Annotated in this window: 22 protein-coding genes; 11 read left to right on the plus strand and 11 right to left on the minus strand. The window is 54.3% G+C overall.

What is annotated here, in order from left to right; translation table 11 throughout:
* The first annotated feature begins 11 nt into the window (after positions 1-11).
* The 5 genes from CJP46_RS12210 to CJP46_RS12230 are packed head-to-tail and all read left to right on the plus strand — an operon-like array spanning position 12 to position 4,880.
* Complete coding sequence (locus CJP46_RS12210) at positions 12-1,178, plus strand: nucleotidyltransferase domain-containing protein (protein WP_179281138.1); 1,167 nt, start codon at positions 12-14, stop codon at positions 1,176-1,178.
* Between the two features lie 34 nt (positions 1,179-1,212).
* Positions 1,213-2,211 carry a dTDP-glucose 4,6-dehydratase gene (gene rfbB, locus CJP46_RS12215; protein WP_256992308.1) on the plus strand — a complete coding sequence of 333 codons (999 nt, stop codon included), beginning with the start codon at positions 1,213-1,215 and terminating at the stop codon, positions 2,209-2,211.
* A 60-nt stretch (positions 2,212-2,271) separates the two neighbouring features.
* Positions 2,272-2,577 carry a lasso peptide biosynthesis PqqD family chaperone gene (locus CJP46_RS12220; RefSeq protein ID WP_094595852.1) on the plus strand — a complete coding sequence of 102 codons (306 nt, stop codon included), beginning with the start codon at positions 2,272-2,274 and terminating at the stop codon, positions 2,575-2,577.
* On the plus strand, positions 2,564-3,058 hold the full coding sequence (locus CJP46_RS12225; RefSeq protein WP_094595853.1) for a lasso peptide biosynthesis B2 protein: 495 nt from the start codon (positions 2,564-2,566) through the stop codon (positions 3,056-3,058). Before CJP46_RS12220 ends, CJP46_RS12225 begins: the two co-directional genes overlap by 14 nt.
* A 13-nt stretch (positions 3,059-3,071) precedes the next feature.
* Positions 3,072-4,880 (plus strand): ABC transporter ATP-binding protein, encoded by a 1,809-nt coding sequence (locus tag CJP46_RS12230; protein WP_094595854.1) that lies wholly within the window; start codon positions 3,072-3,074, stop codon positions 4,878-4,880.
* Between the two features lie 247 nt (positions 4,881-5,127).
* Here CJP46_RS12230 and CJP46_RS12235 read toward each other — a convergent pair whose 3' ends face one another.
* Together CJP46_RS12235 and CJP46_RS12240 are read right to left on the minus strand one after the other, a co-directional pair.
* A complete protein-coding gene (locus tag CJP46_RS12235) occupies positions 5,128-5,952 on the minus strand; it encodes an NAD(P)-dependent oxidoreductase (RefSeq protein WP_094595855.1) in 825 nt (274 codons plus the stop codon).
* A gap of 69 nt (positions 5,953-6,021) precedes the next feature.
* A complete protein-coding gene (locus CJP46_RS12240; RefSeq protein ID WP_094595856.1) occupies positions 6,022-6,411 on the minus strand; it encodes a MerR family transcriptional regulator in 390 nt (129 codons plus the stop codon).
* A 385-nt stretch (positions 6,412-6,796) separates the two neighbouring features.
* On the opposite strand from CJP46_RS12240, the gene CJP46_RS12245 reads away from it, so the two are divergent.
* The gene (locus tag CJP46_RS12245; protein WP_094595857.1) at positions 6,797-8,017 is read left to right on the plus strand and encodes an acyl-CoA dehydrogenase family protein; all 1,221 of its coding nucleotides are present in this window, start codon (positions 6,797-6,799) and stop codon (positions 8,015-8,017) included.
* A gap of 240 nt (positions 8,018-8,257) precedes the next feature.
* Here CJP46_RS12245 and CJP46_RS12250 read toward each other — a convergent pair whose 3' ends face one another.
* The gene (locus CJP46_RS12250) at positions 8,258-9,211 is read right to left on the minus strand and encodes a helix-turn-helix transcriptional regulator (RefSeq protein ID WP_094595858.1); all 954 of its coding nucleotides are present in this window, start codon (positions 9,209-9,211) and stop codon (positions 8,258-8,260) included.
* 190 nt (positions 9,212-9,401) lie between these two features.
* Between CJP46_RS12250 and modA the strand changes: the two genes are divergently transcribed.
* The 3 genes from modA to CJP46_RS12265 all read left to right on the plus strand — a co-directional run bounded on the left by modA (position 9,402) and on the right by CJP46_RS12265 (position 16,354).
* Positions 9,402-10,259, plus strand: coding sequence for a molybdate ABC transporter substrate-binding protein (gene modA, locus CJP46_RS12255; RefSeq protein ID WP_094595859.1), 858 nt, complete (start codon positions 9,402-9,404; stop codon positions 10,257-10,259).
* A gap of 3 nt (positions 10,260-10,262) precedes the next feature.
* Positions 10,263-10,976 carry a molybdate ABC transporter permease subunit gene (gene modB, locus CJP46_RS12260; RefSeq protein WP_094595860.1) on the plus strand — a complete coding sequence of 238 codons (714 nt, stop codon included), beginning with the start codon at positions 10,263-10,265 and terminating at the stop codon, positions 10,974-10,976.
* 611 nt (positions 10,977-11,587) lie between these two features.
* Complete coding sequence (locus CJP46_RS12265) at positions 11,588-16,354, plus strand: DUF2252 family protein (RefSeq protein ID WP_094595861.1); 4,767 nt, start codon at positions 11,588-11,590, stop codon at positions 16,352-16,354.
* Positions 16,355-16,503: 149 nt separating this feature from the next.
* Here the strand turns inward: CJP46_RS12265 and CJP46_RS12270 are convergent, their stop codons facing one another.
* From CJP46_RS12270 to CJP46_RS12300, 7 genes are all read right to left on the minus strand, one after another.
* Positions 16,504-18,219, minus strand: a complete 1,716-nt coding sequence (locus CJP46_RS12270) for an adenine deaminase C-terminal domain-containing protein (protein WP_094595862.1) — start codon at positions 18,217-18,219, stop codon at positions 16,504-16,506.
* Between the two features lie 18 nt (positions 18,220-18,237).
* Entirely contained in the window at positions 18,238-19,293 is a 1,056-nt protein-coding gene (locus CJP46_RS12275; RefSeq protein WP_094595863.1) for an ABC transporter ATP-binding protein, read from the minus strand.
* 16 nt (positions 19,294-19,309) lie between these two features.
* Positions 19,310-20,098, minus strand: a complete 789-nt coding sequence (locus CJP46_RS12280) for an ABC transporter permease (RefSeq protein WP_094595864.1) — start codon at positions 20,096-20,098, stop codon at positions 19,310-19,312.
* 4 nt (positions 20,099-20,102) lie between these two features.
* A complete protein-coding gene (locus CJP46_RS12285; RefSeq protein WP_094595865.1) occupies positions 20,103-20,924 on the minus strand; it encodes an ABC transporter permease in 822 nt (273 codons plus the stop codon).
* A 15-nt stretch (positions 20,925-20,939) separates the two neighbouring features.
* Positions 20,940-21,884, minus strand: coding sequence for a nucleoside hydrolase (locus CJP46_RS12290; RefSeq protein WP_094595866.1), 945 nt, complete (start codon positions 21,882-21,884; stop codon positions 20,940-20,942).
* Positions 21,885-22,016: 132 nt separating this feature from the next.
* Positions 22,017-23,060: an ABC transporter substrate-binding protein gene (locus CJP46_RS12295; protein ID WP_094596156.1), complete on the minus strand. Its 1,044-nt coding sequence runs from the start codon at positions 23,058-23,060 to the stop codon at positions 22,017-22,019.
* Between the two features lie 344 nt (positions 23,061-23,404).
* The gene (locus CJP46_RS12300) at positions 23,405-23,752 is read right to left on the minus strand and encodes a Na-translocating system protein MpsC family protein (protein ID WP_094595867.1); all 348 of its coding nucleotides are present in this window, start codon (positions 23,750-23,752) and stop codon (positions 23,405-23,407) included.
* 462 nt (positions 23,753-24,214) lie between these two features.
* Here CJP46_RS12300 and CJP46_RS12305 point away from each other — a divergent pair, with 462 nt between their 5' ends.
* Both CJP46_RS12305 and CJP46_RS12310 read left to right on the plus strand, forming a co-directional pair.
* Entirely contained in the window at positions 24,215-24,814 is a 600-nt protein-coding gene (locus tag CJP46_RS12305; RefSeq protein ID WP_094595868.1) for a phospholipase D-like domain-containing protein, read from the plus strand.
* A 108-nt stretch (positions 24,815-24,922) separates the two neighbouring features.
* A complete protein-coding gene (locus tag CJP46_RS12310) occupies positions 24,923-25,555 on the plus strand; it encodes a nitroreductase family protein (protein ID WP_094595869.1) in 633 nt (210 codons plus the stop codon).
* A 135-nt stretch (positions 25,556-25,690) separates the two neighbouring features.
* Here the strand turns inward: CJP46_RS12310 and CJP46_RS12315 are convergent, their stop codons facing one another.
* Positions 25,691-26,581: a LysR family transcriptional regulator gene (locus CJP46_RS12315; RefSeq protein WP_094595870.1), complete on the minus strand. Its 891-nt coding sequence runs from the start codon at positions 26,579-26,581 to the stop codon at positions 25,691-25,693.
* Positions 26,582-26,658 lie beyond the last annotated feature (77 nt).

Raw genomic sequence — 26,658 nt, forward strand, 5'->3', positions numbered from 1 at the left:
GAAGAAATTTGATGAATAACGACTCGCTGAATACGAGCGATTTTCCCAGGGAATTGTCGATGCTTCTCCGAATTATCGGATCAGGACCGTGGGGGGAAGAAGATTTAGAAGGGGTGGATTGGAAAGATATGATCCGCCTTGCTTACCATCACCGAGTCTATCCGCTGTTGTACATGCGTTTAAAGGAACTGCGATGCGAGAGTATTCCACGCCCTGTAATGGATGCGCTGTATTCCAAATATTCCGCTAATGTGATCAGCATGCTGCGTCTTAGCTCCGAAATGGAGAAAATTAACTCTGCATTGATGGAACATCGGGTTGAAGCGATTTTTCTGAAAGGTCCGGTTCTAGCGCAGCAGCTCTACGGGGACTTATCGCTTCGGACCTCTAAAGATCTCGATGTTTTGGTGTCCCCCAGTCATTTGGAAAAGGCAGAAGAAATTTTGGTCAGTTTAGGTTATGTTACCGAGGACCAAAAAACATTAGGCTCTTGGAAGCGGAAAAAGCACCATATCAGTTACGTGCATCCGCTCTACTTTACGCAGGTGGAACTGCATTGGCGGATGAGCGCGGAACTGCCCGGGGCTTCTTTCAAAACACTATGGGAACGCCGGACAACGGTCTCCTTCTCCGGACGGCCGATTCATTACTTAAGCGACGAGGATCTGTTTATGTACCTAGTGTCGCATGGCGCCAGACATGGCTGGTTCCGCCTTCGCTGGTTATGCGATATGGACCGAATGGTCCAGACGAAACCATTCGACGTTCAAATCTTGATGGAACGCTACCGGCGGCGGAAGGAGAGAGACTTGGCCGGACAGGCGGTCATTTTAACGAATCGGTTGTTGTCAACGCCACTGGGCGGTGAACTTGAAGAATTATCCCGTAATATGCACGCAGAGGAGCTAGCCAGAGCCTCACTGTTTTTCATCAAGAACCCTGTCGACTTATCCCCTAGTGGTGACAAAGATACATTGGCTTACTACAAACGTTATTTGCACTCTTTAATGTCGAGAAGAGAAAAGCTGTTGTTGATCATGGATTATCTTTACCCCAGCACAAAAGATGTTTCGCTGCTGCCACTGCCCAAATTACTGCATTTCCTCTATTTTCCCCTTCGTCCATTTCTGTGGTTTTGGCGCTATGTATTCAGTAAAGAGCCCGTGAACAACGGCTGATCCAAAACCAAAAGAAAAGAGGAGAGGCATGTCCGTGAATCAACGGTTTAAGGACAACCCCACAATTCTGGTCACAGGCGGTGCGGGGTTTGTAGGGAGCAATTTTCTAAGGTTGATGCTGCCGAAGTATCCTTCATACCGCTTCATCAATCTCGACAAGTTAACCTACTCGGGAAATATACGAAATACCGCCGCATTATCGGTCTATGAGCACTACACCTTTATTCAAGGAGATATTTGCGACCGGAACTTGGTTGACACCATCATCCGGGAGCACCAGATTGACGTTATCATCAATTTTGCGGGGGAATCCCATGTAGACCGGAGTATATCGGATCCAGAGACGTTCGTCACCACGAACATTAATGGAACGCAGTCTCTGCTGAACGCCGCAGTCCGCTATGATATAAAGCTGTTTCTACAGATCTCCACTGACGAAGTCTATGGTTCTTTGGATGATACGGGATATTTTACGGAAAATTCCCCAATCGTGCCAAACAATCCGTATTCGGCCAGCAAGGCTGGAGCGGATATGTTGATTCATTCCTACAGCAATACGTATGGACTGCCGTTCAATATCGTCCGGTTCGGCAATACATACGGCCCTGCACAATACCCAGAGAAACTCATTCCTATGGTCATTATGAACGCCCTACAAGACAGGAAGATTCTGATCCACGGCGAGGGCCTCAGCATCCGTGACTGGGTCTATGTTCGCGATAACAATGCAGCAATTGACAGCGTGCTGCATCTGGGGCGCAGTGGAGAGGTTTACAATATTGGTTCGCATCAGGAAGTGAAGACGATTGACGTCACGCATTATATTCTGGATATGCTCGGAAAACCCCGGAGTCTCATTGAGTTCACCCCGGACAGGCCAGGTCAGGATTACCGATATGCGAACAATCCGGCTAAAATCATGAACGAACTTGGATGGAGGCCCGAATACAGATTTGCTGAAGGGTTAAAGCTTACCGTGGAGTGGTACGCACAGCACGCAGATTGGTGGCAAGAGCCGGCCAAGTTGTGGTAACTGTGATCTAACATCCTGATGGTTGTTCAATAAATTATATGAGAAAGAGGTAGGTCAATCATGAATACGGCAGAAATTGCTGCAGCCGACGTCATCTCTCAATCCCCCGGCTATCTCGTCAGCGACATGGATGGGGAAAAAGTCATGCTGAGCATCGAGACCGGCAAGTACTACAACCTGGGGCAGATTGGCGGACGGATCTGGGAGTTGATTGCTTCACCCACAAGCCTGACCGATCTGGTGGACCAATTGGTCGAAGAATATGATATCGGGTCGGAGACCTGCGAGCAGCAGGTGCATCCGTTTCTGAACAGGCTTGCGGCTGAAGGCCTGATCCAGGTGAGAAACGGCCATGAGCTGGATTAAGCAGCTTCGCGCTTTTGTCCATCTTCCATGGACCGTGAAGATGATGTATGCCGAAGCCTACGTGCTTTTGGCATGGGGAAGAGTGCTGAAGGCACTTCCGTTCTCCAAAGTCGCACCTTCCCTGGGCAGCTATATGAAAGAGACTTCGGCGGTGGAGCTTGGCCGTGAAGAATTGCTGACGATCCGTCAAGTTTCCAAGGCCGTTCATGGGATGAGCCGGTATACATGGTGGGAGAGCCAATGCCTGGTCAAGGCGATCGCCGCCATGAAAATGCTGGAACGCCGCGGCCTATCGAGCACGCTTTATTTGGGAAGCGGCAGGGATGAGCAGGGCCGACTGGCGGCCCACGCTTGGCTGCGCTGCGGATCATACATCGTGACGGGAAGGGAAGGCCACGAGAAGTATACGGTTGTGGGCATATTCGGCAACGGAACGACGGTGGACCGAGAGGCCGGGCTGATGTCGAGGCAATCCGGATAAGGGGCTATGTACAATGAAGGAATTATTTTACTATATTCGCAAAATCCAAAGGGTCACCGGGGGCAAGCTGTACCTGAACATGTCCATGACCCTTCTCATCAGCTTACTGGACGGCATCGGCATGTATTTGATCGTTCCGCTGCTGGGCATGATCGGGCTGCTGCAAATGGATACGGGAAGCCTGCCGTTTTTGGCGCCGCTTACCGGGTTTATCCATTCCTGGTCCTTGCAGCTCAGTCTGCCGCTTGTCTTGGCGGTCTATGTCCTCATCCTGGGCGGACAGGCGCTGCTGCAGCGAAGCCAGACCCTCCTGAATGCAAGGATCATTCAATCCTTTATCCGGACGCTGCGGACCGAGACGTATGAAGGACTGCTGCGGGCCAAATGGGAGTTTTACCTCCGAAAACGCAGGTCGGATTTCAACCATGTGATGTCCAATGAGCTGGGTCGGGTCAATTACGGCACGACTTTATTTTTGCAGATGGTGACATCGCTGATCTTTACCGTCCTTCAAATTGCGCTGGCCCTATGGCTGTCTCCCGTGTTGACATGGATGGTGCTGGTCAGCGGGGGACTGCTCGCGCTGTTTGCACGGAGGTTTGTCCGCAGGTCCAAGCGGATCGGCGAGGAGACGACCGAGCTGTCCAAGCATTATTTTGCGGGGATCAGCGACCATTTCGGCGGCATCAAGGATATCAAGAGTAACCGGCTGGAGGCGTCCCACATCCGTTGGTTCCGTCAGCTGACCGATCAAATGGAGCATAATTTCCTCGAGTTCGGCCGGGTGAACTCTATGTCACAGGTAATTTACCGGCTGTCCTCCGTGGTGCTGGTCGCGGCATTCATGTACGTGGCGATTGCGGTACTTCATACTCCACCGGAGCAGCTGATTACGGTCGTGCTGATTTTTACCCGATTGTGGCCAAGGTTTATCGGCATTCAGTCGAATATGGAGCAGCTCAGTTCGAATCTGCCGGCGTTTCAGGACATGCGGAAGCTGCAGCAGGAATACGAGGCGGAGCAGGAGCTCATCAGCCCGGAAACGACGGGGGCTTCCAAGCTAGCCTTGGCGGACGGCATCAGCTGCACCCGTGTCAGTTACCGGTACAACCCCAAGGAGCCGCAATACGCACTGCACGACATCAATGTCCATATTCCGGCGAACCGCATGACCGCCATTGTCGGCAAATCCGGCGCCGGGAAAAGCACCTTGGTCGACCTGCTGATGGGACTGATCCATCCAGAAGAGGGCGAAGTACGGGTGGATGGCATTTCGCTGCAGCGCGAACACCAACTGCTGGCGCTGCGCGGCTCGATTGGATACGTAGCACAGGATCCGTTTCTGTTCAACGAGAGCATCCGGTACAATTTGCAGCTGGTCGATCCAAATGCGCAGGATGCCGATCTATGGCAGGCGCTGGAGTTCTCAGCCTCGGCCGAGTTCGTCCGCAAGCTGCCGCAGGGACTGGACACGGTCATCGGGGACCGGGGCGTTCGTTTGTCTGGCGGGGAGCGCCAGCGGCTGGTGCTGGCCCGTGCGATTCTGAAGCGGCCGAGCATCCTTGTCCTGGACGAAGCGACCAGCGCGCTCGACAGCGAAAATGAGCTTCTGATCCAACAGGCGCTGGAACGCCTCAAGGGAACCATGACCATGATCGTGATCGCTCACCGCCTGTCTACGATCCGGAACGCGGACCATGTGATCGTGATGGAGCAGGGCGAGGTGATTCAGCAGGGCGGCTATTTGCAGCTGTCGCAGGAGAGCAAAGGCTCCTTCAGCAAACTGCTGAGCTACCAGAGCGGCGCTCAAATGCAGGTTTGATTCTTATGAAAGAGCAGCCCCCGGGGAGTGTGTTTGCACTTCTGCGGGGGCTGCTTTTTGTTTTTTATTTATGCAAGATGGATGCTGCACTAACACTCGAACAAGTAACCCCGATCGTTTACTCCTAAAATAGTTTCCTCAAATTACGCTCTAGAAAAGCTGTCCCCGTTACCCCAGTCTTTATCCTGCCTTTCGAACGGGGCACATGCATATTCCTTTTCCACCTGAACGTACATTGGATCCGAGGTTATCCTTGTTTTTGCTCGCTCCTTAACAGGTCATACAGCAGACTTGACAGAGGCGCGGGTGACTCTGCACGTTGTGAAGCTTGTTTAAAGATGCCCACGTCCTTTAAAGGGATATGGCTTTGGGTGAAAAGGTGATCCAAATTGTCGGCAGCCATCTGACCGTATCTCTTATAGATTGGAGCGTTAAACAGCGTTTGGGTCAGCATATCCATGACGGCTTTGGGATCGCCACCACTTTTCTCGACCATGGTGAGAGCTTCCCGTATGGTGTACACGGCTGAAGTAATCATGAAGTTCCCCACCAGCTTAACTTGATTCGCCGCGCCGGCTTCTTCGCCAAAGTCGAAAATATTCGCTCCTCCCATGGCCTCCAGAACCGGGCGGACGCGTTCTTTCGCTTTCTCTGGTCCAGCCACGGGGATGGAGAGCTGCCGCGCTGCCGCGGCCTCCGGAACTCCAAAGATGGGAGCCTCAACCAGAATACTGCCATGTTCGGCGTGAAGAGCTGCCAGCTTTCTTGATGTATCCGGCGATACCGTACTCATTGAGATATGAATCCCTCCTTTCCCAAGCTTCTCTAAAAAGCCATCGCTCATGGCGATGCTTTCCACGGACGCATCATCCCACAAAAGGGTGACGACAATTCCGCCAGGGGTTACGGCCTCATCCGGTCTGGATGCCAGCCGTGCGCCTTGAGCTATCAAGGGTTCGGCTTTGCTCACGGTCCTGTTATGCACCACTAACGGATATCCTGCGTTGAGGAGATTAGTAGCCACGGGCAGCCCTAAGCTGCCAAGCCCGATGAATCCGATCGTCTCTTTCATGCTTTTTATCCTCCTTCAAAACATGTATTTCCAAACGTGACGTTAACGTCATGTTTTGTGCAAAAAAAATTACTGCCGCTCTACTTCATTGAGCCAGCGCTCGAAACGGTCGATATTGTTCAGCAAATCGGCCCGGAATTGTTGTAACCCCTCGATCTTCTGATCAGTCTCTGCGAGATGCTGTTTCAAGATAGTGAGCACTTTCTGTTTAGGTTGAACACCGCTGGGGTCCATGAAATAGAGGTCGATCACGTCTCGTATTTCCTCCAGGCTGAGTCCGAGCTTCTTTAGCTGGTCGATTTTGCGGAGACGGGCGACGGTCTCTTCTGTGTAGTAATGCTGACCGCTGCCTTCACGCTCGCCTGGGGGGATCAACCCCATTTTTTCGTAATATCGAACCGTACGCTGCGTAACCCCCGCTCGTTCAGATAAATCACCTATGCGCATGCGTTCCTTCATCGCTTACCCTCCAAACATGACGTTAACGTCGTGTTTATAAAATACCATCTTGATTTGGCTTTGTAAAGGGGAGTACGTATGCCTGTCCCAAACTGTATCCCGCTCGAGGTTAAACAAATGATCGCAAAATAAATCACCGGTCGCCTTTCATCTACCCTAGGGGCACGAAAGCTTTTCATTCCATACTTTATAGAAAGAAACAGGTTCAGTTTTGGACAACACAGCCCTCGCATTATACAATGAAGAAAACATCTTTCGAAATATACTGACAGAAGACAGACCGCGTTTAACGGGTTGGTTTTCTTGGGAAGTCAGAATAAGGCGTCATCGCTGATGCTTTCTGATTTCGTTAGGAGAAAAGATACAGGCGAGGGGAGAGTGCAGCATGAATTCCATGCAAACGGATCCGTTTATACGAAATAGTCGGGAGGCCGAGATTGCGTCCAGGTCCGATCGGCTTGCGGCGGTATTTGCAGAGAGGGCCGCCGAGCATGACCGGGAGGGATCATTCCCGTTTGAAAATTTTGATGACCTGAAGAAGTCGGGTTATTTAAAGCTGACGGTGCCGTCGGAGTTTGGCGGTGAGGAAGCGTCACTGTACGAAATGATTCTTGCCCAGGAACGGTTGGGAAAAGGGGACGGCTCGACGACGCTGGCGGTCGGCTGGCATGTGAGCCAGGTGCTGCAGATGCGGATCAACCAGTCGTGGCCGCGCGAGCTGTATGCCGACTTCTGCAAACAAATCGTCCGGGAAGGGGCGATGATCAACCAGTTTGCCAGCGAACCGTCGACCGGCAGTCCAAGCCGGGGCGGTCGTCCGGGAACGAAGGCGGAGCGTACGGAAGGAGGCTGGCTGCTGACCGGCCGCAAAACCTTCAGCTCGCTCATCCCGGTGCTGGATCAGTTCACGGTCACTGCGTTTGTAGAGGAAGAAGACAAGGTCGGAACGTTTTTGGTGCGGAAGGGTCCGGGCGTCAGCATTGACGAAACGTGGAATACGATGGGCATGCGGGCGACCGGCAGCCACGACCTGGTGCTGGAAGAGGTGTTCGTGCCGGACGTGGAAAGGATTGATAGTGAGGATCCTTTGGGAGGACAGCCGGCAGGTAAGATGTCTGATCACGGCGGTGCGCTGCTGCATATTCCGGCCTGCTATATCGGCATTGCCTGGGCTGCCCGGGATTTTGCGGTGCGTTACGCCGCCAATTACCGGCCAAACAGTTTGCCGGGGCCGATTGCCGACCTGCCCCATATCCAGCAGAAGATCGGGGAAATGGAGTCGGAGCTGATCACGGCCCGCACCCTCATGTACAGCGTAGCAGACCGCTGGGACCGTCATCCGGAGCTGCGTCCGAGCATGAGACCGGAGCTCGGTCTCGTGAAAACGACGGCGACCCATGCGGCCCTGCGCATCGTCGATCTGGCGATGCGGATCGTGGGCGGGTCCAGCCTGTCGCGCCAGCTTCCGCTGGAGCGGATGTACCGCGACGTACGCGCAGGTCTGCACAACCCGCCGATGGACGATACGGTCACATCGATGCTCGCCCGCCGGGCGATCGCGGACGTATCGGGAGCTGGAGAAGAAAGCTCCGGGACCGCCCGGTAAGATCTGCTCGTAGGCCCGAAACAGCATAAAAGGCAGCCGGAATGATTCCGGCTGCCTTTTTTATTTTAGCGAGATTGGAGCAGTGCTATTACATGAACTCTGACGGGAATATCCTCGCACTGAAGCGAATGTCGTCTACCTGATGTTCCGGCAAAGTATCCTGGACTTTTAGCTTGCCGTGAAATCGTCCAAGCAGGGGCTTACGGCTACGGCGTGAAGCGGGAACACGATCAATAACGCCTACGTCTCGAGCAGAATCTCCCCGGTACGTGACAGGTCATAACCGGCGATGCTCTGAAGCTCCCGGCGAAACTCTTCCGAACGCAAAATGCCCATCAGCGACTCGATCCAAGGCAGATTAGCCGTGGACTTGAGTACGACCAGGTCGTAGCGTTCCTCGATCAGCGGGATAAAATCCACGCCGCCCACGATCGCCGCCGCTTTTTCGATGCCAACCCCGACATCGGCCTCCCCGGCGGCTACCGTGCCGGCGACCGCGATATGGTTGGTCTGCTCCTGGCCGTAGCCCTGCAGCTGATCCGGCCGGATTCCGTGCAGCCGCAGCTGTTCATCCAACAGTACGCGGGCCCCCGACCCTTTTTCGCGGTTGACCAGCCGCAGTCCCGGACGGGAAAGATCGGCCCAATCTTTTAGCCCAAGTGGGTTCCCCTTTTGCACATAGAGTCCCGCCTTTCTCGAGAGCAAGTTGACGACCATATACGGAAAGCCGACTAGAATCCGCTTAATGTACGGCAAATTGTATTCGCCCGAATCGCCGTCCAGCAGATGGGTGCTCACGATGTCGGACTCCCCGCGGTACATCGAAATCAGGCTGTCCAGACTTCCGACATAAGCGCGGAGCGGACGGACGCCTAGCGTATGCTTTTCCATGTGCTTAACGAGAATGTCAAGACTGATGTCCTGCCCTGTAATGACCACCGAACGGGTTCCGCCGCTTCCAATAGGTGCCGGTTGAAAGGACACAGGCTCTGCTGGAGCCGGGCGGTGTTCGGCCGCTTGCAGTCCCTTAGCCCTCTGTTTGTAGGCTTCCAAATCCGCAGCATCGATGCGCATTTGCTTTCCTACGCGGTACGAAGGCAGCTCGCCTTTTTTGATGAGGTCGTAGACGGTGAGCTTGGAAATTTTCAGCAGCTTGGCAATTTCCTCCGTCGTATAAGAAATGTCGCTGGACATGAGCTTCCTCCTTGTAAGTTGTAACTCTCCTTATGGCTTAGGCAGAACACCGTGAACATATTGTCTTCTATTGTATCACACCATTCTGTGAAAATTCTGTAAACCGTATTTACAACCTTGAGACCTACTCGATATAATCAATTATAACTAATTATAACTAAATATAACGATTGGAGAATGGAGACTAGAGATGATCAAAAAGGGTATGAAACCAAGTATTTGGCTGATCCTCGCCGCTCTCGTTCTGATGCTGGCAGGCTGCGGATCGAACTCCGGATCGAGTACAGACACAAAATCAGCCGATTCGGGACAAGTTGCGGAAACTTCCAAGGACGAGACGGCGCAGCAAGTAGAACTGACGGTTTCTGCTGCGGCCAGCATGACGGATGCGCTGCAGGAGATTCAAAAGGCGTACGAGGTGGAGCATGCCAACGTCAAATTGAACTTTAACTTTGGCGCTTCGGGGGCGCTGCAGCAGCAGATCGAGCAGGGTGCACCCGCAGATTTATTCCTGTCGGCTGCCGTGAAGAACATGAAGGCGCTTGAGGACAAGCAGCTCATCGATTCTGCGCATGAGAAAGACCTTCTCGCCAATGAGCTCGTGGCTGTGGTGAACGCCAAAGAACCAGCCCAAGTCTCGGGCATGGAGGACCTGAAAGGCGATAGTTTGAAAAAAATCGCCATCGGCATCCCGGAAAGCGTTCCGGCAGGGAACTACGCCAAAGAGGCACTGACGAACGCTAAGCTGTGGGACACGCTCCAGTCGAAGCTGGTGCAGGCTAAGGACGTGCGGCAGGTGCTGCAGTACGTGGAAACGGGAAATGCGGATGCGGGTTTTGTGTATAAAACGGATGCATTGACTTCGGATCAGGTCAAAGTGGCGTTTACCGTCGACCAGGCTGCCTATACGCCGGTTGTTTACCCGATCGGGATCATTAAGGCGACGAAGCACAGCCAGGAAGCGGTAGATTTTTACGAGTACCTGCAAACCGATGCGGCGATGGACATATTTAAAAAATACGGATTTTCCGTACCACAGCAGGGTTAACGGATGATGGACTGGCAGGCATTTTGGGATCCGGTCAGGCTGTCCCTGCAGGTCGCCCTACTCTCGAGCCTGATCGTGATCGTCCTGGGTACGGGAGCTGCCTGGTGGATGGCAAGGCATCATTTCCCGGGAAAAATCGTCCTGGAGACGCTTTTCATGCTGCCGCTAGTCCTGCCGCCGACCGTGGTGGGGTTTCTGCTCCTGATGCTGCTCGGCCGCCGCAGTTGGGTGGGGCAGCTGATCGAATGGCTGTGGGATGCGCCGATTATTTTCTCATGGTGGGCCGCTGTCGTGGCGACCATCGTCGTGGCGTTCCCGCTCGTCTATCAGACGATGAAGAACGGATTTGCTGCCGTTGATCCGGATTTGGAAAAGGCGGCCCGCTCCGACGGGGCAGGCGAGTGGCGGGTGTTCCGCTCCATTACGCTGCCGCTCACCTATTCCTCGCTGCTGACCGCGCTTGTGCTTGGGTTTGCCCGGGCGCTTGGCGAGTTCGGCGCCACGCTTATGGTTGCCGGGAACATTCCTGGCAAGACGCAGACGGTGCCGACGGCCATTTACGTGGCGGTCGACGCGGGCAACATGCCGATGGCCTGGGTGTGGACATTGGCGATCGTCGCGATATCTTTTGTCATGCTGCTGCTGACCGGAAGAAGAGGATCCGGGGCCGAGCGGCCTCGAGCAGGTACGGGAACAGCGGGAGGGAGCCGACGGTAACGAGGCTGGCCTGATTTATTCCAGGAAACGGATGATTAGTTCGGTTGACTGCAGTGGAAGCAAACTGAGGCATTAAACCGAATATGCTGGAAGCTCTGGCCTAATTGGAGCCAGGGTGGAAAAAATAACTGCATAAGTGCAGTTATTTTTTTTGCGTTGATGGAGTTTGGCTGACGCGGGGGGGATGTACTTTTGCACTTATTTACTGGATTGATGCAACTTAACGACAAGTACCATAGTTGGTCGCCAGAACTTCTTGTGGTTGAGGTGAATATGTGCGTAATGCACATGGTTGCGTCAAGAACATCAAGAATCAGAACCAAGCCTGCTCCAAAATATTGAATGATTCGGGCAAGTCTGCTGTACGAGGCATTGGGGTAGGAGCCAGGGACTACAGCTGATCACTACCACAGATCACTACCACTGTTCCCTACCATCATCTCCTACCAACGTTCCCTACCGTCGTTCGCTACCACCGACCACACTCGTCGATCCATCATGTGCTAAGAAGGAACGATCCCCTCTATTTCCCCACAAAATTAACACTCCGAAAATGTTCCCTTCACACTATGAACATACAATAGGAAGGAATACATAATTGGAGGATTCGTATGTCATACTTTAGTCTCAAGCATTCTCGGATCAAAAAAGTGATGCTGGCCGCCATGGCGGCACTTATGGTTTATCCGGCCGCATCCGGCGCGGGCGGAGGAGGCCGGGTCGCCCATGCCGAAGAATCCGGCACGGCGCAAATCGGCTCCAACGCAAATTCGGTGAACGCGCCGAGTACCAATGGGCTAACGGGTGATACGGCTAGCAGCCAGGCGCCGACCACGCCTACGGGCGATGCAGCCGACAGCGAGGTGCCGACCACACCGACGGTCGATCCAAATGGCAGCCAGACGCCGACCACGACAACAGGCGATACAGCCGACAGCCAGGCGCCAACTACGCCTGAGGTCGATACAGACAGCAGCCAAGAGCCTTCTGACGGTGGCTTGTCGCAAAGCCCGGATGGTGCTGAAGGCACTGCACCTGCTGATGTTTCAACCGGGCAGGAGCAGGCTGAATTAGCCGCAGCAAAGGAAGCGGCGATTGGCGGCGCGGACAAGCCAGTCGTCATCAGCAAAATATTCGGCGGAGGCAGTCAGAATGAAGACGCGCTCTACAAGTATGATTTTGTCGAGCTGTATAATTCGGCGGACACCGATGTGAACCTGGAAGGCTGGTCCTTGCAATATGCCGCAAGCTCCGCGAAGACGGACAGCCCTTCCTGGCAGGTGACCCCTCTTCACGGAACCATCCCCGCTAAGGGGTACTATTTGATCCAGGAAGCCGGAAAAGCCGAGCTTCAAGGCCCGGATCTGCCGGTGCCGGACGACACGGGAATCATCGACATGGACAATAAGGACGGCAAGGTTGCTCTGGTGGCCGACACGGCAGAGCTGACGGTCCTGAATCCATCCAGCCCGGCGGTAACCTCGGTGGTGGATTTTGTAGGCTATGGAGCAGCTCCGAGCTACGAAGGGTCAGGTGCCGCATCGACGCCTTCGGCCCAGAAGACACTCGTACGTAAAGCGGAGGATCCCGTTCTGGGCACCGGCGTACCGAGCGTCAACGGAAGCGACGCGGAGCTGTACGGGAACGGCTGGAATACCCATGACAACAAATCCGATTTCGACATTGCGACATTGGGGACGTTTGCGCCCCATAACGCAGCCGACTTAACTGCACTTTCAGCCCGTGCCGATGCGGACAAGCATATCGTTAGGATGGCTTCCAAGCGGGATATCAGCCGAGCGGATGCGCAGTTTGCGGTAAACGTGATCACAGGGACGCTGAAGTCTGGAGAGTTGGATTCTGATGACTATGTGATGAGCGGACTGCCTGCCGGCCTGAGCGTCACCCATGCGGAAGCCGATCCGCAGTCTCATCAAGTGACGTTTACGATCGGCGGTACGGCTCAGGAGGACGTCAACTCGAGCGTGGAACTGAACATCGTAATCCGCAAAACGGCCGTTACGGGCGGAGCCTATGACGATTCCCGAACCGTGACCGGAATTACGCTGGAGAACCATACGCTTCAAATTACCGGTGATGTGGTCTCGAATATGCTCAGCATGACAGCGCCTTCGACTGCCGCGGGATCGTTTGCGATCCGCATCAGGTCAGGGGCCGTCCAAGAAGGCCCGCTTCAGGACACCGATTACGCTGTTACCGGCCTGCCGGAAGGACTTCAGGTTCAGGCAGCAGGCGATACTGCATCCAATCAGATCGTCTTTACGGTTAGCGGGACAGCTGTGGAGCCGGTGATCGAGCCCGTGCAGTTGACGGTTGTTCTTAAAGCCTCAGCGGTAACGACGGTAGGGGCGCTTGACTCCGATCCGTTCACTGGCATCGTGCTGGACCGGTACAAAACACCCGTTCAGGCGGGTGAACAGCGCAGGGCAGAACTAGCAAATCGGATTAAAGAAAGCAATGCGTATTATAACGATCCGGAAACGAAGGCATATAAGTACGGAACGGACGGGATGGCGGCGTCCGATGCAGCTTTTTACCGCGGAGCCCCCTATTTGATGTATGAGGATTTGGGCAAGGTGATCCAGATTCCGGAAGGGTGGAAGAAGCTCCAGAACGTGAAAACCTGGATCGGCGGAGATGCGCACATCGCCAATGTGGGCTTTTATGACGACAAGAACGGCAGCATCATTTTTGACTTGAACGATTTTGACGGATCTTATATCGCCCCGTTCTACTTGGACCTGCTCCGTATGACTTCGAGCCTGTATCTCACGCGCGATTCGGAAAAGCTCGCCCTGTCGGACGACGAGATCCGGAGCATGGCGGCAGATATGCTGGAGGAGTACATGCAGACGCTGCAATCGCTGATCGGCAATGACAGCAAAAATACGGCAGCCTCCAAATTGGACATGGACCATGTGAGCGACGGCTTCACGAAAACGATCATGACCAAGCTGGCCAAAAAGACCCAGCTCGATCTGCTGATCAAATGGACTGTACCTACGGCCGACGGCAAGCATTCTACCGGTGTGCTCAACGTTGCGGGCAAACCCGACAAATACAGGAAAGCAAGCGATTCCGAGCGATCGGAAGTGGAGCAGAACTGGCAGAAGTACGTCGACACGCTGGAGCCGGATTTCGTGCAGTCCAAGCTGGCAGACAACCCGGATTATTTCAAAATCAAGGACGTTGCGGTCCGCATTTACCAGGGACTTGGAAGCATCGGCAGCCAGAGGTATAACGTGCTGATTGAAGGGCCGACGCCAAGCCACGACGATGATATTCTCCTGGACGTGAAGCAATCCTTTAAACCGGATATGTTCGAAAATGCCGAAGAGGCTCAGGTTGATCCATACGATGCCTACCCAGGCGGGGATGGTGCCAAGGTGAAGACGGCCTATGCCAAATTATCGCTCGATTCCGAGCCTTTCTTGGGCTATTTCAACAGCAGCAATAAATTTTTCTTCGTGCACAAAATTTCTCCTTATAAAGGCGATTATGAGGACGCTTCTGGAGGCACGTTCAAGACGAAAGAAAACCTCGCCGACTATGTCGGCTATACCGCCAAGGCGTATGCCTACGCGCATGCCCGGTCATCCGAATACCCTGACGATACATTCGAAACAAGCGTCATCAGCCAGGTCTATGACGGCGGGAATTGGACGTCGTTTGAAACGACGCTGCTGAACCTCGGCGAGGATTACTACAGGCAGGTGGCGTCGGATTATGAACTGATGAAGTCCGATCTGCTCGGCGGGAAATTGATCGATGTCGCCGCACTTGGCGAACTGGCGCTGAAAGGCGCTTCCTTGTCGCCTGCTTTTGACGGGGACAAGCTGGATTACACCGCCGTCGTGGACCATAGCGTGGCATCGGTTGAATTAACGGCTACCGCCCTCGATAGCAAAGCGTCGATCATCATCAATGGAGGGCTTTATTCCGCAGGTGCGCCGAAAACCATCAGCCTTAAGCCTGGCATAAACCAGGTCGACGTGATTGTGACGGCCCAGGATGGCCTAACGAGCAAAACGTATACCATTCTGATCCAGCGCCAGGAATCCGGCGGTAGTGATGGCGGTGGCAATGGAAACGGCAGCAGCGGTGGCGGCACTAGCGGTAGTGGAGGGAACTCCGCCAATGGCGGAAGCTCCGGCTCCAATGGAACCGGCACCAGTACAACGCCGACAGCTAGAGATAACACCCTCGTCATCAATGCGGCCCAGTTCCAACAGGCATTATCCGATGCGCAATCGGATTCCGTAAATCAGCAGCTCGAATTCGACCTGAAAGGTCATGGGGAGCAGGAAGTGCTGCTTCAGCTGCCGTTCGATGGGCTGCGGTCCGCTGTGAAGATGCACCCGAACATGGTTATTGCGTTTAATACCGATAACGTGAGTTATCGTCTGCCGATGCAGGCTATTGATTTCGAAGGACTTGCCAAAGGATTGAACGGGGGGCAAACCGGTGCGGTCACGTTTAATATCCGCATCGAGCCGAACTTGACGTCCGAATGGCAGACAAAGCTGGGAGCGGCCCAATTGGAGCCGGTGACGTCTCCGTTCAAGGTCGAGCTTTTTGCTGAAGCAAGCGGAAAGCAGGAGGAAATCCACCAGGACGGCTATGCGGCACTAACCCTCCCTTATGAGGCAAACCGTTCCGGAAGCGAACCGCTTGTTGTGAACATCCATCCGGATGGAACGATTTCAGTTGTACCGGCTGTCTTCAAGGACGGAAAAGCGCTTGTGCACAGCCTGGTGACCGGCACCTATGCAGTAGTCTATGCCAAGCCGCTGACTTTTGCAGACCTACCCGGGCACTGGGCGAAAAGTGATATCGAGCTGCTTGCGGGCAAACGGATCGTGCAGGGAATTACAGCTCAGGCCTTTTCTCCAGACCGGGAGATGTCACGCGCCGAGCTGACGGCGCTGTTCTCCAAAGCTTTCGCGCTGCCGGAAGATCCGGCATCCGCTGGCTTTAGCGATGTACCGGCAGGAGCCTGGTACTCGGGTGCGGTTCAGGCCGCGTCGAAGGCGGGAATCGTCGCGGGCTTCCCTGGCGGGGACTTCAAGCCATCTGAAGCGGTCACCCGGGAACAGATGGCCGTGATGATGGCCAAAGCCGCAGAACTTGCCGGTACACCGCTTCAAGCACCGGCTGCGGGCCGGACGGCAAGCGCCGCATTCAAGGATGCGGGAAGAGTCAGCGGCTACGCGCGCGCTGCAATAGAGGCGTGTCTCAGCGCCGGAATCATACAGGGTAATCCGGACGGCAGCCTCTCGCCGCAAGCGCCTGTCACGCGGGCACAGACCGCGGTGATGGTCAAGCGTCTGCTGCAAGTCGTCGGCTTCCTGAACTAAGCTTTTACTAACCGGCTTTCTCGATACAAAAAAGGCTGTCCCCACGCCAAAATGGCGGGGACAGCCTTTTGCATATCTAAACGTCAAGGTCATACTCAAGCGGTAAGTGTTATTCCCTCAGTGGCAAGTGTCATAACCAAATCGGCAGGTTATACCTGCTCAATAATCAGCGACACGACTTTACCGGCGTTGACGTCGATCAGCCCGTGATCGGTGATTTTGAGGTACGGGCTTACCGGCAGCGAATGCGTAGCGATCGACATGATCGGGTTATAGTGCTTGTACCCGAGCTCTTCCATCGCCTCGCGCACCTGCTGGACCGACTCGGCAGCCAGATCGAGCGGGTCTTCGGTCAGGATGCCGCCGACCGGCAGATGCATGTTGGCCTTGATCTCGCCGCCCAGGGCGACGCAGAAGCCGCCCTGCTGTCGGATGACGGTGTTGGCGGCGAGGATCATGTCCGCTACGTTGTGGCCGATCACCAGCAGGTTGTGGTTGTCGTGGGAGTAGGTCGTCGCCACGGCGCCGCGCTGGATCGTATCCCCTGCGATAAAGCCGAACGCTTTGCGGCGTCCTTTGCCGTAGCGTTCGAACGTGGCGATCATGCCGCAGCCGCTGTCTTCCCACAGCAGCCGGCCGTCCGCGGCCGTCACGTCCACCTGGCCCTCCTTGGTGAAGGTCGAGCCGTCCTGGATGGTCATGACGCGGCACCGGTAGATGCCGTCCTCGACGCCGGCAGCCGCTTCAAAATCAGCGGCCGTCAGCTCGTCCAGCTGAACGCTGTGGTAGAAGTGCTCCGGAAACCGGTAACCGCTTGTCTGCGGCTCATAGGCTTTGGCAGCGGAATACACTTCCGCGCCGTTCTTGTACACCGATTCCAGCTTCAGCTCAGACAAATCCGAGATCATCTGGAAGTCGGCGATTTTGCCCGGGGCGATGGAGCCCCGATCGTACATCCGCATGCGGCGGGACGGGGAGAAGGTCGCGGCGTAGATCGCCCGCTCCGGAGACATCCCCATGCCGATGGCCTTGCGGACGATCTGGTTCAGGTGGCCGCGGGCGCGGAACGAGTCCGCCATGACGTCGTCGGTCACGAAGCAGAAATGCTCGGACACGTCGTGGCGGATCAGGTAGTCCATCACTTCCGGCGTCATCGATTTCTCCTGGATTTCAATGAACATGCCGGCAGCGATCCGCTCCTCCAGACCTTGCAGCGTCTGATGCGTATGGTCCGAGTTGACGCCGGCGTATATGACGCGCTGCAGGTCCAGATCCAGCAGCTTTGGCACGTGGCCTTCGATGACGAGCTCAGGATAATGCGAGCGGATATGCTCCAGGATGCGGTTCGTTTTGCAGTCCGGATCGGAAATGATGTCGACGTAGTTCATGATCTCGCCGAGGCAGATGACATCGCCCGTGGCCAGAAGGGCATCCATGTCCTCGATTTCGATGGATCCGCCCGTCGTTTCCATCGAGGTGGATGGGACCGAGCTCGGAATAGCGTAGAACATGTCCACCGGACAATTCCGGCTCGCCTTGATCATCTCGAGAACGCCGTCGAGGCCGAACACGTTGGCCATCTCATGCGGTTCGGGCACGATCGTGGTGACGCCGTTACGCAGGAGACCCGTGGAGAAGGATTCGGGCGTCACCATGGTGCTCTCGATGTGCAGATGGATATCGATGAAGCCGGGAACCATATAGAGTCCTTCTGCGTTAATGACCTGCTTGGCCTGGAACGTATCCTCGCCCCTCAGGCCGATATAGAAAAACTTGCCGTCCTTAACGGCGACGTTGTTCGTGGACCACTGCTTAAAGTAACTGTTGTATACCTTGGCTTGAAGAAAAAGCAAATCTGCTTGCATACGTTGTTCCCCCTATGGTTATTCGACAAGAACGAGCTTCTCCGATGGAAACAACAGACGGATTTCTTGCCCGTTCGCATAGGGCTGCTGCATTTCCTGGTTGACGGTAAATTCGCCCAGCGGCGTATCGACGACGTATTGGTAGCTGCGTCCAAGATACGTGCTGATTTTGACTTTGCCGGTCAATACGTTGTCGCCGGGATTGATCTCCTGCAGCGTACCGGCAATGAGGTCGTCGGGACGGATGGCGCCCTTCATGGTGACGGGCATGCCTTCGGCCTTGGCGGCATGGAAGTGGTAATCCCCCTTGCGCAAGGTGAAGAAGGAGCCTTCGCTGTCCCGCTCGTCAAAGGTGATAAAGTTGTTGAAGCCGATGAAGCGGGCGACGAATTCGGATTTCGGATATTGGAAAATGACCGACGGCTGATCCAGCTGCTCGATAATCCCTTTGTTCATGACGGCAACCTGGTCCGAAATGGAGAAGCATTCCTCCTGGTCGTGGGACACGTACACGGTCGTAATGCCGAGCTCCTGCTGAATGCGGCGGATTTCCACGCGCATGTTGACTCTGAGGTTGGCGTCCAGGTTGGAGAGCGGCTCGTCGAACAGCAGCAGGTCCGGCTCGATGACCAGGGCCCGCGCGATTGCGACGCGCTGCTTCTGGCCGCCGGAGAGCGCCTGAGGGAATCTTTTTTCAAAGCCCCCGAGATTGACGATCTCCAGCATGTTCATGACCCGCTTCTTGATCTCGTCCTCCTTGACCTTGCGCTGGCGCAGTCCGAAGGCGACGTTGTCAAACACGGACAGGTGCGGGAACAACGCGTAGCTCTGGAAGACGAAGCCGAAATTCCGCTTGTTGATCGGCACGCGGGTATAGTCCTTGCCGCTGAATTTGAAGGCTCCGTCCGTCGCTTCCAGGAAGCCGGCGATGAGCCGAAGGGTGGTCGTTTTGCCGCAGCCGCTGGGACCGAGCAGGGATATCAGGTGGCCTTTCTCAATGGAAAGGTTGAAGTCTTTCAGAATATACTGCTGGTCATAGGCGACCGATACGTTTTCAAGTTGTAGTAATGCCATCGTCTCACGCCTTTCGTTATTGTTTGGTGAAATAAGTTAGTCCGAGCAGCCTTTCGATGACGAACATGAACACGGCCGTGATCAGCATGAGCAGGACCGAAATAGCTGCGATCGTCGGGTCAAAATAGTTTTCGACGTAGGTCAGCATTTGGATCGGCAGCGTGCTGACCCCCGGACCGGTCATAAACAGCGAGATATCCACGTTATTGAACGATTCGAGGAAAGCGAGCAGCACCGAAGCGATGATGCCGGATTTAATGTTCGGCAGGACGACTTTGAAAAAAGTTTCGAGCCGGCTGGATCCGAGGCTCAGCGCCGCTTCCTCGACCGCGAAATCGAAGTTCGCGAGGCTGGAGCCGATAACCCGGATAATAAACGGCAGCATAATGATCGTATGGCCGATCAAGAGCGACGTATATATCGGAAAATGGAACGTGATGACGACATACTTGAGCAGCGTAAAGCCCAGCACGATTCCCGGTATGAGCAGGGGGGACAGGAACACCGCATTCAGCGTGTCTTTGCCCCGGAACGTTACCCGGTTCAGCGCATAGGCGGCTGGAACGCCGAGCAGAATCGCAATCACGTTGCCGAGCAGCGAGACGATAATTGACGTTTTGAAGGTCGACATGAACATCTCCACGTCAAAAATATTGTGGTACCATTTCAGCGAAAAACCGGTCGGCGGAAATTTCAGCACCGTTCCCGGCTCGAAGGACGTTACCGCGATGATCAGGAGCGGCCCGAGCAGGAACAAGTAAACGATAAAGGAAAAGAGGGCGAGGCCCGGATTTTTGATCTTCATAGTTCTACCCCTTCGGATTGAATTTGGCCGCTGCTTTATTCATCAGCCCGATGACGATGAACGTAATGATCATCATGATGGTGGCAATGGCCGAAGCCGCCTGCCAGTCATTCAGCGTAATGGCGTTCTGGTACAGGAAGGTCGCGACGACGCGCTTTTTCCCGCCCAGCAGGGCAGGTGTGGTGTAAGCGGTCAGGCTGCCTACAAACACGAGAATGCTGCCGACGATCAGCCCCGGTATACTGAGCGGAATGACGATTTTGCGGAAGGCCGTCAGCTTGGACGCCCCAAGGCTCTGCGCCGCCCGGACCAGATCATGGTCGATGGACTCCAGCACTCCGACCAGCGTAATCAGAATCAAAGGGAGGAACAGATGGACCAGACCGATAATCATGGCGGTCGGCGTATATAGAATGCTGAGCGGATCGTGAATGATGCCCAGCTTGATCAGCACGTTGTTGACCAGACCGTTTTTCCCGAGGATGATCATCCAGCTGAAGGATCGGACGACCGAGCTCGTGAGCAGCGGGAAAATCGCCAGCGCCAGCAAAATGCCCTTTTTGCGCGGAGGCATCATGGACAAATAGTAGGCGACCGGGAACCCGATCAGGATGCACAGCAAGGTGGTCGCGACGCTGACGAGCAGGGTCGTTCCCAAAATATCAAGGAAATACGAGTCCTTGAAAAATTGCCAGTAGGTGCCGAACGTGAAGCTCCCGTCCTTGAACAGCGTCGAGCCGACCGTGAGGATCAGCGGGACGATCATGAACAAGGTCAGAAACAGCAACCCGGGTGCGAGCAGCAGGTACAAGTATCGCTTTTTCATGAATGTAATCTCCTGTTATTGGTAGGATCCACCGCGCAGCACGGCGATAAAGCGGTTCAAAAATGCCTCCGAATCGGCATCAAGGCATACGTTCAGGTTCGGCTGGCGCTGCAAACGGTTTTGAAAATCGCACACCGTCTGCCCGTCGCACAGCTCGCTCCGGGTTTCCACATCGACGTATAGACGCTCCGTCCGAACCAGCTCGGGCCAAATGGCGGCGCCAACCGCCAAAGGATCGTGCATGGCGCAGGCTCGAACCCCGTTGCGCTCGAAGTAGCGCTCCATGTAATCCGACGTGCTTTGGCGCACGTAGTCGGCAATCGCCGAGGAACCGAGCGCGTCGATGTGCGCGCTGGTCAGCAGCGCTTTGCGCGTCACGTCGAGTCCCACCAGCGTCAGGGACGGAAATCCGGCCTGGAAGACCAGGCGCGCCGCTTCCGGATCGACATGGATGTTGTATTCCGCCACCGGCGTGATATTGCCGTGCGTACGGACCGCACCGCCCATGACGACCAGTTCCTTGATGTCGTGGACAAGGTCCGGGTGCTTGGCGAGGGCCAGAGCCACGTTCGTCAGAGGCCCGGTAGCGATCAGCGTGATTTCACCGGGATAGCGCTTGGCCTGCTCGACGATGAAATCGGGCCCGAACGTGTTCCGGTCGGTCCGGTCGTTAGGCTGCATGTCCCGGAGGGCGCCGCCTAGCCCGTCTTCACCATGCACCCGGTGCTCAAACAGACGGTCTCGCAGGAGCGGCCGGGATGCCCCGGGATAGACCGAGATGGATGCTGGCGCCTCAATGTATTCCAGTATTTTGCACGTATTACGGGTGGCGGTCTCCAAAGACACGTTGCCGTTGACCGTCGTGATCCCGAGAACGTCCAGCTCGCCGCTGCGGACGGCCAGCATAATCCCGAGGGCGTCATCGATGCCGGTATCGACATCCAGGATGGCTTTCTTCACATGGATTCCCCTTTCAAGATGAAGGATGGGCCGCCTTGAATCCAGGCAGCGGTGAATAAAAAGCAGGGGCGGGCAGCCCCTGCTGAATCATAACCCCGTAAGGCTGCTTCAATTTACATAAATGATTTGGTGTTACTTGGTCACTTCACGGTTGAAACGGTCCGTCCAGTTTTTCAGGTTTTTGTTGACGAACGCCATGTCCAGCTTCTGCAGCTTCTCAACGACGCTGGAACCGTATGTTACGGCAGCGGCTTCCTCTGCGCTGAGGCTTACATTACGGTTAGCAGGGGAGTCGACCTTGGCTTTGGCCGCTTTTTCCTGAACTTCTTGGCTGAGCTGCCAGTTGATGAAGTCTTCGGCCAGTTCCTTGTTTTTGCTTCCTTTGACGACGTTCAGCGTATTGATGATCGCGTACGCGCCTTCCGACGGCGTTACGAATTCCACGTTCGGGTCAGCTTTCTTCAGGTCGCCGAGATACATTTGCATGATCGGTCCTGCAGCGGCTTCGCCCTGCGTGAACATGTTGATGAACTCGGACGTCTGGCTGTAGTATTTTACGACGCTTGGATTGAGCTCGGCCAGTTTGGCAAACGCCTTGTCTTCATTGAACTCCGTGCTTCCGGCCACCGTGGAAGCGGCGTCGACCATCATCGGACCGCTGGTGGACGTAATGCTCGGCATCGTCACTTTGCCTTTCAGCTCGGGCTTCCACAAGTCGGCCCAAGAGGATACCGTCGTTCCGGCTGCCTTTTGGTCGTAAGCGATGCCCAGCTGGCCGATCGTGTAGGCCGGACCGTAATCTTCGCCGTTCGGCGCTTTGGCAATATCATAGAGCGAATCCAAGTTGTTCAGCCGGCTGCGGTCAATCTTTTCAAAGGCTCCGGCTTCAATGCCCTGCTGCGCGTAGTAATCCGACAGATATACGACATCGACGTCGGAGCTGCCCTGCAAAATTTTGCTCAGGCGGTCGGCGTTGTTGCCGGTCTCCAGAACGATTTTCACGTTATGTTCTTTTTCAAATGGGGCATAGACCTCTTTATTGTAAAAATCCTCGGCAAATCCCCAAGTGGAGATGACCAGCTTCTTCTGGCCGCCGGACGAGCCGCCGGAGCTGCTGTCGCTGCTGCTTCCGTTTCCGCATCCCGCAAGTACCAGCGCAGCCAGCGTACAACTCATGAGTCCCTTAATCCATGGCTTCTTCACAATCAATTCACTCCTGTAATGGTATATTGGTTTATTTGCTTTTTCTGCTGCAGGCCGTATGCTGGGCTTCCGCCGGCCGGGAATTTTACTCTCTGGCTGTATATGGATGTTTTTCCCTGCCGGACGGTATTTTATAGATATCCCCTTTTTGACAGACATTTGGCGTGTCACAAGAAAAATCAAACAAAAAAGAAAAGCACCCTAGGTAGAAGAAAATCTCTAACTAGAGCGCTTTTCATTGTAAACAAAGAATAGCGGCATCCGTTCTTGTTACGGTACGGCCAGTTCTTAAGATAAATCAAAAGAAAAGGGCCGTGTCATTCAGGCTGTGACAATATGATGTTCGTGACTGCCCACTGTGTGGCGGGATCGTAATCCCGAAGGAGAACCTCGATGTTCAGTCCCAGTTCCTCTTCCAGCCGAGATTTCAGCTTCTTCTTGTAAATCATCGACATGTAGAAATCGACCTCGTATTTCAAAGCCGGAACTTCGCCCTCCAGCACAGTGGAGCGGGGAGATCGCCGGTGTCTGGCATACAAGGTAATCGCATCGGACTGAATGCTTGTCTTCAATAAAGAAGTGCCAAAGCCGAATAACTCCTTGGATACTTCATTATAAACCTGACTCAGCTTCTGCTTGAATTCGTTGGTATCTAAATGAACCATTGGTCACCTACAAACGGTAGATTATTTTGGTGATGAGGAGTTCACATAGGTTTATATTACAAAAAAAATGAGTTTTTTGCAAGGCTATTGTTCGGGTTTTGTCGATTTTTGAGGATGTTTTAATGTCATAAATGATTTGAATTGAATCCATTCACGAACTTTTCAACCCATGTCAGGTTTGATCGATACGTTTCGAAAGGGAAAATACAGCTTCAAAAGCTTCAGTTATTATACGGCCAGCCGCTGAAATCCCAATACATAACACTGTTCAGAGGGGATTGTGAGCCGTGTTTTGGCTGCGCGGCAGGGATAACGCACGACGAATGATATGGATTTCTTTGATGTCCTAGCCGTGATGAAGTGAGGTGGATAAAGCCCTTGTTCAGCAAATTTTGAATCGATGGAAAAGAGTGTTATCCTACCTGTACGCCGTAATATCCATGATTTAAAGGAGGTCATCCGATGAGAGTCATCAACAGCTCAGTGTCCGTCATTCTGCTGTGTGCTGCCGTTACCGGCTGCTCCGCTGCGTCAGAGGAACAACCCAAGCAGGGAGGCTCTGGGAATAACGGCGGAGTAACGGAGGGCTCCACAGCTGACGTTCAAGCCCTATTCACGAGCGAAGGAGAGCATCCGGAGGAAGCGATCGTACAGCTCATTGTGGAGGCGAAATCCTCGCTGGATATTGCGGTATACAGCATCAGTTACGAGCCGATCGTAACGGCTATCATCGATGCAGCGGAACGCGGGGTTCAAGTGCGGCTCATCACGGACCAGGGGCATGCAGAAGAAAAAGGAAAACAGAAGAAGGCGCTCAAGATGATCCGGGAAGCCGGCGTTCCGATCAAGGTGAATGCGCATGAAGGGAAAATGCATTTGAAGATGCTGATTGCGGATCAGAGCCGGGTAGAGGCCGGATCGATGAATTATTTGGAGTCCTCCGCCCAGGAAAATGACGACGTCGTGCTGATTATCAAGGATGCAGCCGTAGCCGCCAAGTTTGAGAAGACGTTCAGTCATCTGTGGGACGACGCCGATCGATTCACCGACTGGAAGGGGTGACATGTCAGGGAATCAACATTTTTGAAATTGTAACTTACTTTTTTACAGTTAGTATGATATGATAACTACATAGCCAGTTGGAAATTTATACATATGGAGGCGAACCGCATGACGTCCTTTACAGACCTTGTCAAAGCAAGAAGATCCGCCAATAAATTCGACCCGAGCGTAACGATTAACCAGCAGGAGCTGGGCGACATGTTCAACCTCGTCAAATTTGCTCCGTCGGCCTTCAATCTTCAGCATGCGCATTACGTTCCCGTCATCGATCCAACGAAGAAGGAACAGGTACATGAAGCGGCATTTAAGCAGTACAAAGTGTTAACAAGCTCGGCAGTCATCGCCGTATTGGGCGACCTTGAGGCCTACCACAATGTGGGACCGATCAATGAAGGACTGCTTAGTCTGGGCGTCATCGACCAGCGCGAATTTGAAGAGACGGTCAGCAGCGTAACAGACATGTATGAAAGCCGAGGGGATACCTTCAAGCGTGATGAGGCCATCCGGAACGCCAGCTTGTCCGCGATGCTGTTCATGCTGATCGCCAAGGACCGGGGCTGGGACACCTGCCCGATGATCGGTTTTGATCCGGAAGCGCTGCGGAAGGTGCTGAATATCCCCGACCGGTATGTGCCGGCGATGCTGATTACGATCGGCAAGGAGGATACGGGCAGACAGAGACCGCGCGGCTACCGGAAGCCGGTGGCGGAGTTTGTGACGTACGATGGATTTAATGATTGAAAAATAGATTGCCGCGGTCATTCGAACGTTGATTGGCGGTAAGTTCATGCTATTATTCATAAAGAAGTGTCAAAGCCCAAGCCCTCTCCTAAGCGGAAGGGCTTTTTCATTTGCATTCTTTTGCGCTTTACGTTGTCATTCCCCGGGGGCAGGCGGGGAGATCATGCCGATAAAATGGCGCGCAGCCTGGGACAGGTGGTGCTCCTTCAGCCAGATCAAAGCAGACGGCGAGGACAAATCCGGGTCCGTGATCTTCGACACCGACATATCATGGCTGGCGTGGAGCTTTACGATCGTCTCGGGGACGACCGCCGCCCCGAAGCCGCTGGACACCAAGGATAACAGCAGGGGAATGTCCGAGCATTCGGCGATGATTCGGGGCTCGAAATGATGCTTCGCGCAGGCCATCAGGACGGTGTAATGGACGCCGAGTCCTTCCGTGCTCGGGAGGATCAGGGGGTAGCTTCGGATCTGATCAAGCGGGATCTCCGGAGCAAGAGGCTCGGGGACAAGCTGTCTGGATGCCATCAGATAAAAGGGCTCCGTATTCAAATGCAGCACTGAGAACTCATCCAGGGCAAGCGGAAGGCGAATGATGGCCAGCTCAAGGGCCCTGTTCTTGACCAGGCCGCACAGCTGTGCGGATTCGTTCTGCTGAATTTTGTATGTGACCTGCGGATAGCTCTCCTTAAACCGTATCAGCGTGCCGGGGAGGTCCACCGACGACAGTGTGTTGATGCCGATGCGGAGTACGCCTTTAAAGCCGCTGCCGATTTCCTGAACCTCGGTCTTGGCTTCATCCATCAGCTGCAGCAGCTTCAGGGCGTAGCTGTACAGCGCTTTGCCCGCTTCGGTGAGCTCCAGATGCTTGCCGCTCCGCTCCACGAGAGCCGATCCAAGCTCGTCCTCCAATGCTTTCAACTGCTGGCTCAGCGGAGGCTGTGACATATGCAGTCTTCTGGCCGCGGCGGAAATTTGCTTTTCCTCCACGATGACCGTAAAGTACCTCAGTTGTCTGATGTCCATGGATCAACCCTCCAGTCATTTTTATCCAATGTATATTTAAAACCTTTGTATTTCAAATATTATAAATATTTTTCATA

It is taken from the genome of Paenibacillus sp. XY044 (genome assembly GCF_002257645.1).
Lineage (GTDB): Bacteria > Bacillota > Bacilli > Paenibacillales > Paenibacillaceae > Paenibacillus_AQ.

What these genes read in the sequence shown, in the direction of transcription:
- CJP46_RS12210 (WP_179281138.1), top strand. Translation starts at nt 12, where the DNA reads ATGAATAACGACTCGCTGAATACGAGCGATTTTCCCAGGGAATTGTCG.
- CJP46_RS12220 (WP_094595852.1), top strand. Translation starts at nt 2,272, where the DNA reads ATGAATACGGCAGAAATTGCTGCAGCCGACGTCATCTCTCAATCCCCC.
- CJP46_RS12225 (WP_094595853.1), top strand. Translation starts at nt 2,564, where the DNA reads ATGAGCTGGATTAAGCAGCTTCGCGCTTTTGTCCATCTTCCATGGACC.
- CJP46_RS12230 (WP_094595854.1), top strand. Translation starts at nt 3,072, where the DNA reads ATGAAGGAATTATTTTACTATATTCGCAAAATCCAAAGGGTCACCGGG.
- CJP46_RS12235 (WP_094595855.1), bottom strand. Translation starts at nt 5,952, where the DNA reads ATGAAAGAGACGATCGGATTCATCGGGCTTGGCAGCTTAGGGCTGCCC.
- CJP46_RS12240 (WP_094595856.1), bottom strand. Translation starts at nt 6,411, where the DNA reads ATGAAGGAACGCATGCGCATAGGTGATTTATCTGAACGAGCGGGGGTT.
- CJP46_RS12245 (WP_094595857.1), top strand. Translation starts at nt 6,797, where the DNA reads ATGAATTCCATGCAAACGGATCCGTTTATACGAAATAGTCGGGAGGCC.
- CJP46_RS12250 (WP_094595858.1), bottom strand. Translation starts at nt 9,211, where the DNA reads ATGTCCAGCGACATTTCTTATACGACGGAGGAAATTGCCAAGCTGCTG.
- modA (WP_094595859.1), top strand. Translation starts at nt 9,402, where the DNA reads ATGATCAAAAAGGGTATGAAACCAAGTATTTGGCTGATCCTCGCCGCT.
- modB (WP_094595860.1), top strand. Translation starts at nt 10,263, where the DNA reads ATGATGGACTGGCAGGCATTTTGGGATCCGGTCAGGCTGTCCCTGCAG.
- CJP46_RS12265 (WP_094595861.1), top strand. Translation starts at nt 11,588, where the DNA reads ATGTCATACTTTAGTCTCAAGCATTCTCGGATCAAAAAAGTGATGCTG.
- CJP46_RS12270 (WP_094595862.1), bottom strand. Translation starts at nt 18,219, where the DNA reads ATGCAAGCAGATTTGCTTTTTCTTCAAGCCAAGGTATACAACAGTTAC.
- CJP46_RS12275 (WP_094595863.1), bottom strand. Translation starts at nt 19,293, where the DNA reads ATGGCATTACTACAACTTGAAAACGTATCGGTCGCCTATGACCAGCAG.
- CJP46_RS12280 (WP_094595864.1), bottom strand. Translation starts at nt 20,098, where the DNA reads ATGAAGATCAAAAATCCGGGCCTCGCCCTCTTTTCCTTTATCGTTTAC.
- CJP46_RS12285 (WP_094595865.1), bottom strand. Translation starts at nt 20,924, where the DNA reads ATGAAAAAGCGATACTTGTACCTGCTGCTCGCACCCGGGTTGCTGTTT.
- CJP46_RS12295 (WP_094596156.1), bottom strand. Translation starts at nt 23,060, where the DNA reads ATGAGTTGTACGCTGGCTGCGCTGGTACTTGCGGGATGCGGAAACGGA.
- CJP46_RS12300 (WP_094595867.1), bottom strand. Translation starts at nt 23,752, where the DNA reads ATGGTTCATTTAGATACCAACGAATTCAAGCAGAAGCTGAGTCAGGTT.
- CJP46_RS12305 (WP_094595868.1), top strand. Translation starts at nt 24,215, where the DNA reads ATGAGAGTCATCAACAGCTCAGTGTCCGTCATTCTGCTGTGTGCTGCC.
- CJP46_RS12310 (WP_094595869.1), top strand. Translation starts at nt 24,923, where the DNA reads ATGACGTCCTTTACAGACCTTGTCAAAGCAAGAAGATCCGCCAATAAA.
- CJP46_RS12315 (WP_094595870.1), bottom strand. Translation starts at nt 26,581, where the DNA reads ATGGACATCAGACAACTGAGGTACTTTACGGTCATCGTGGAGGAAAAG.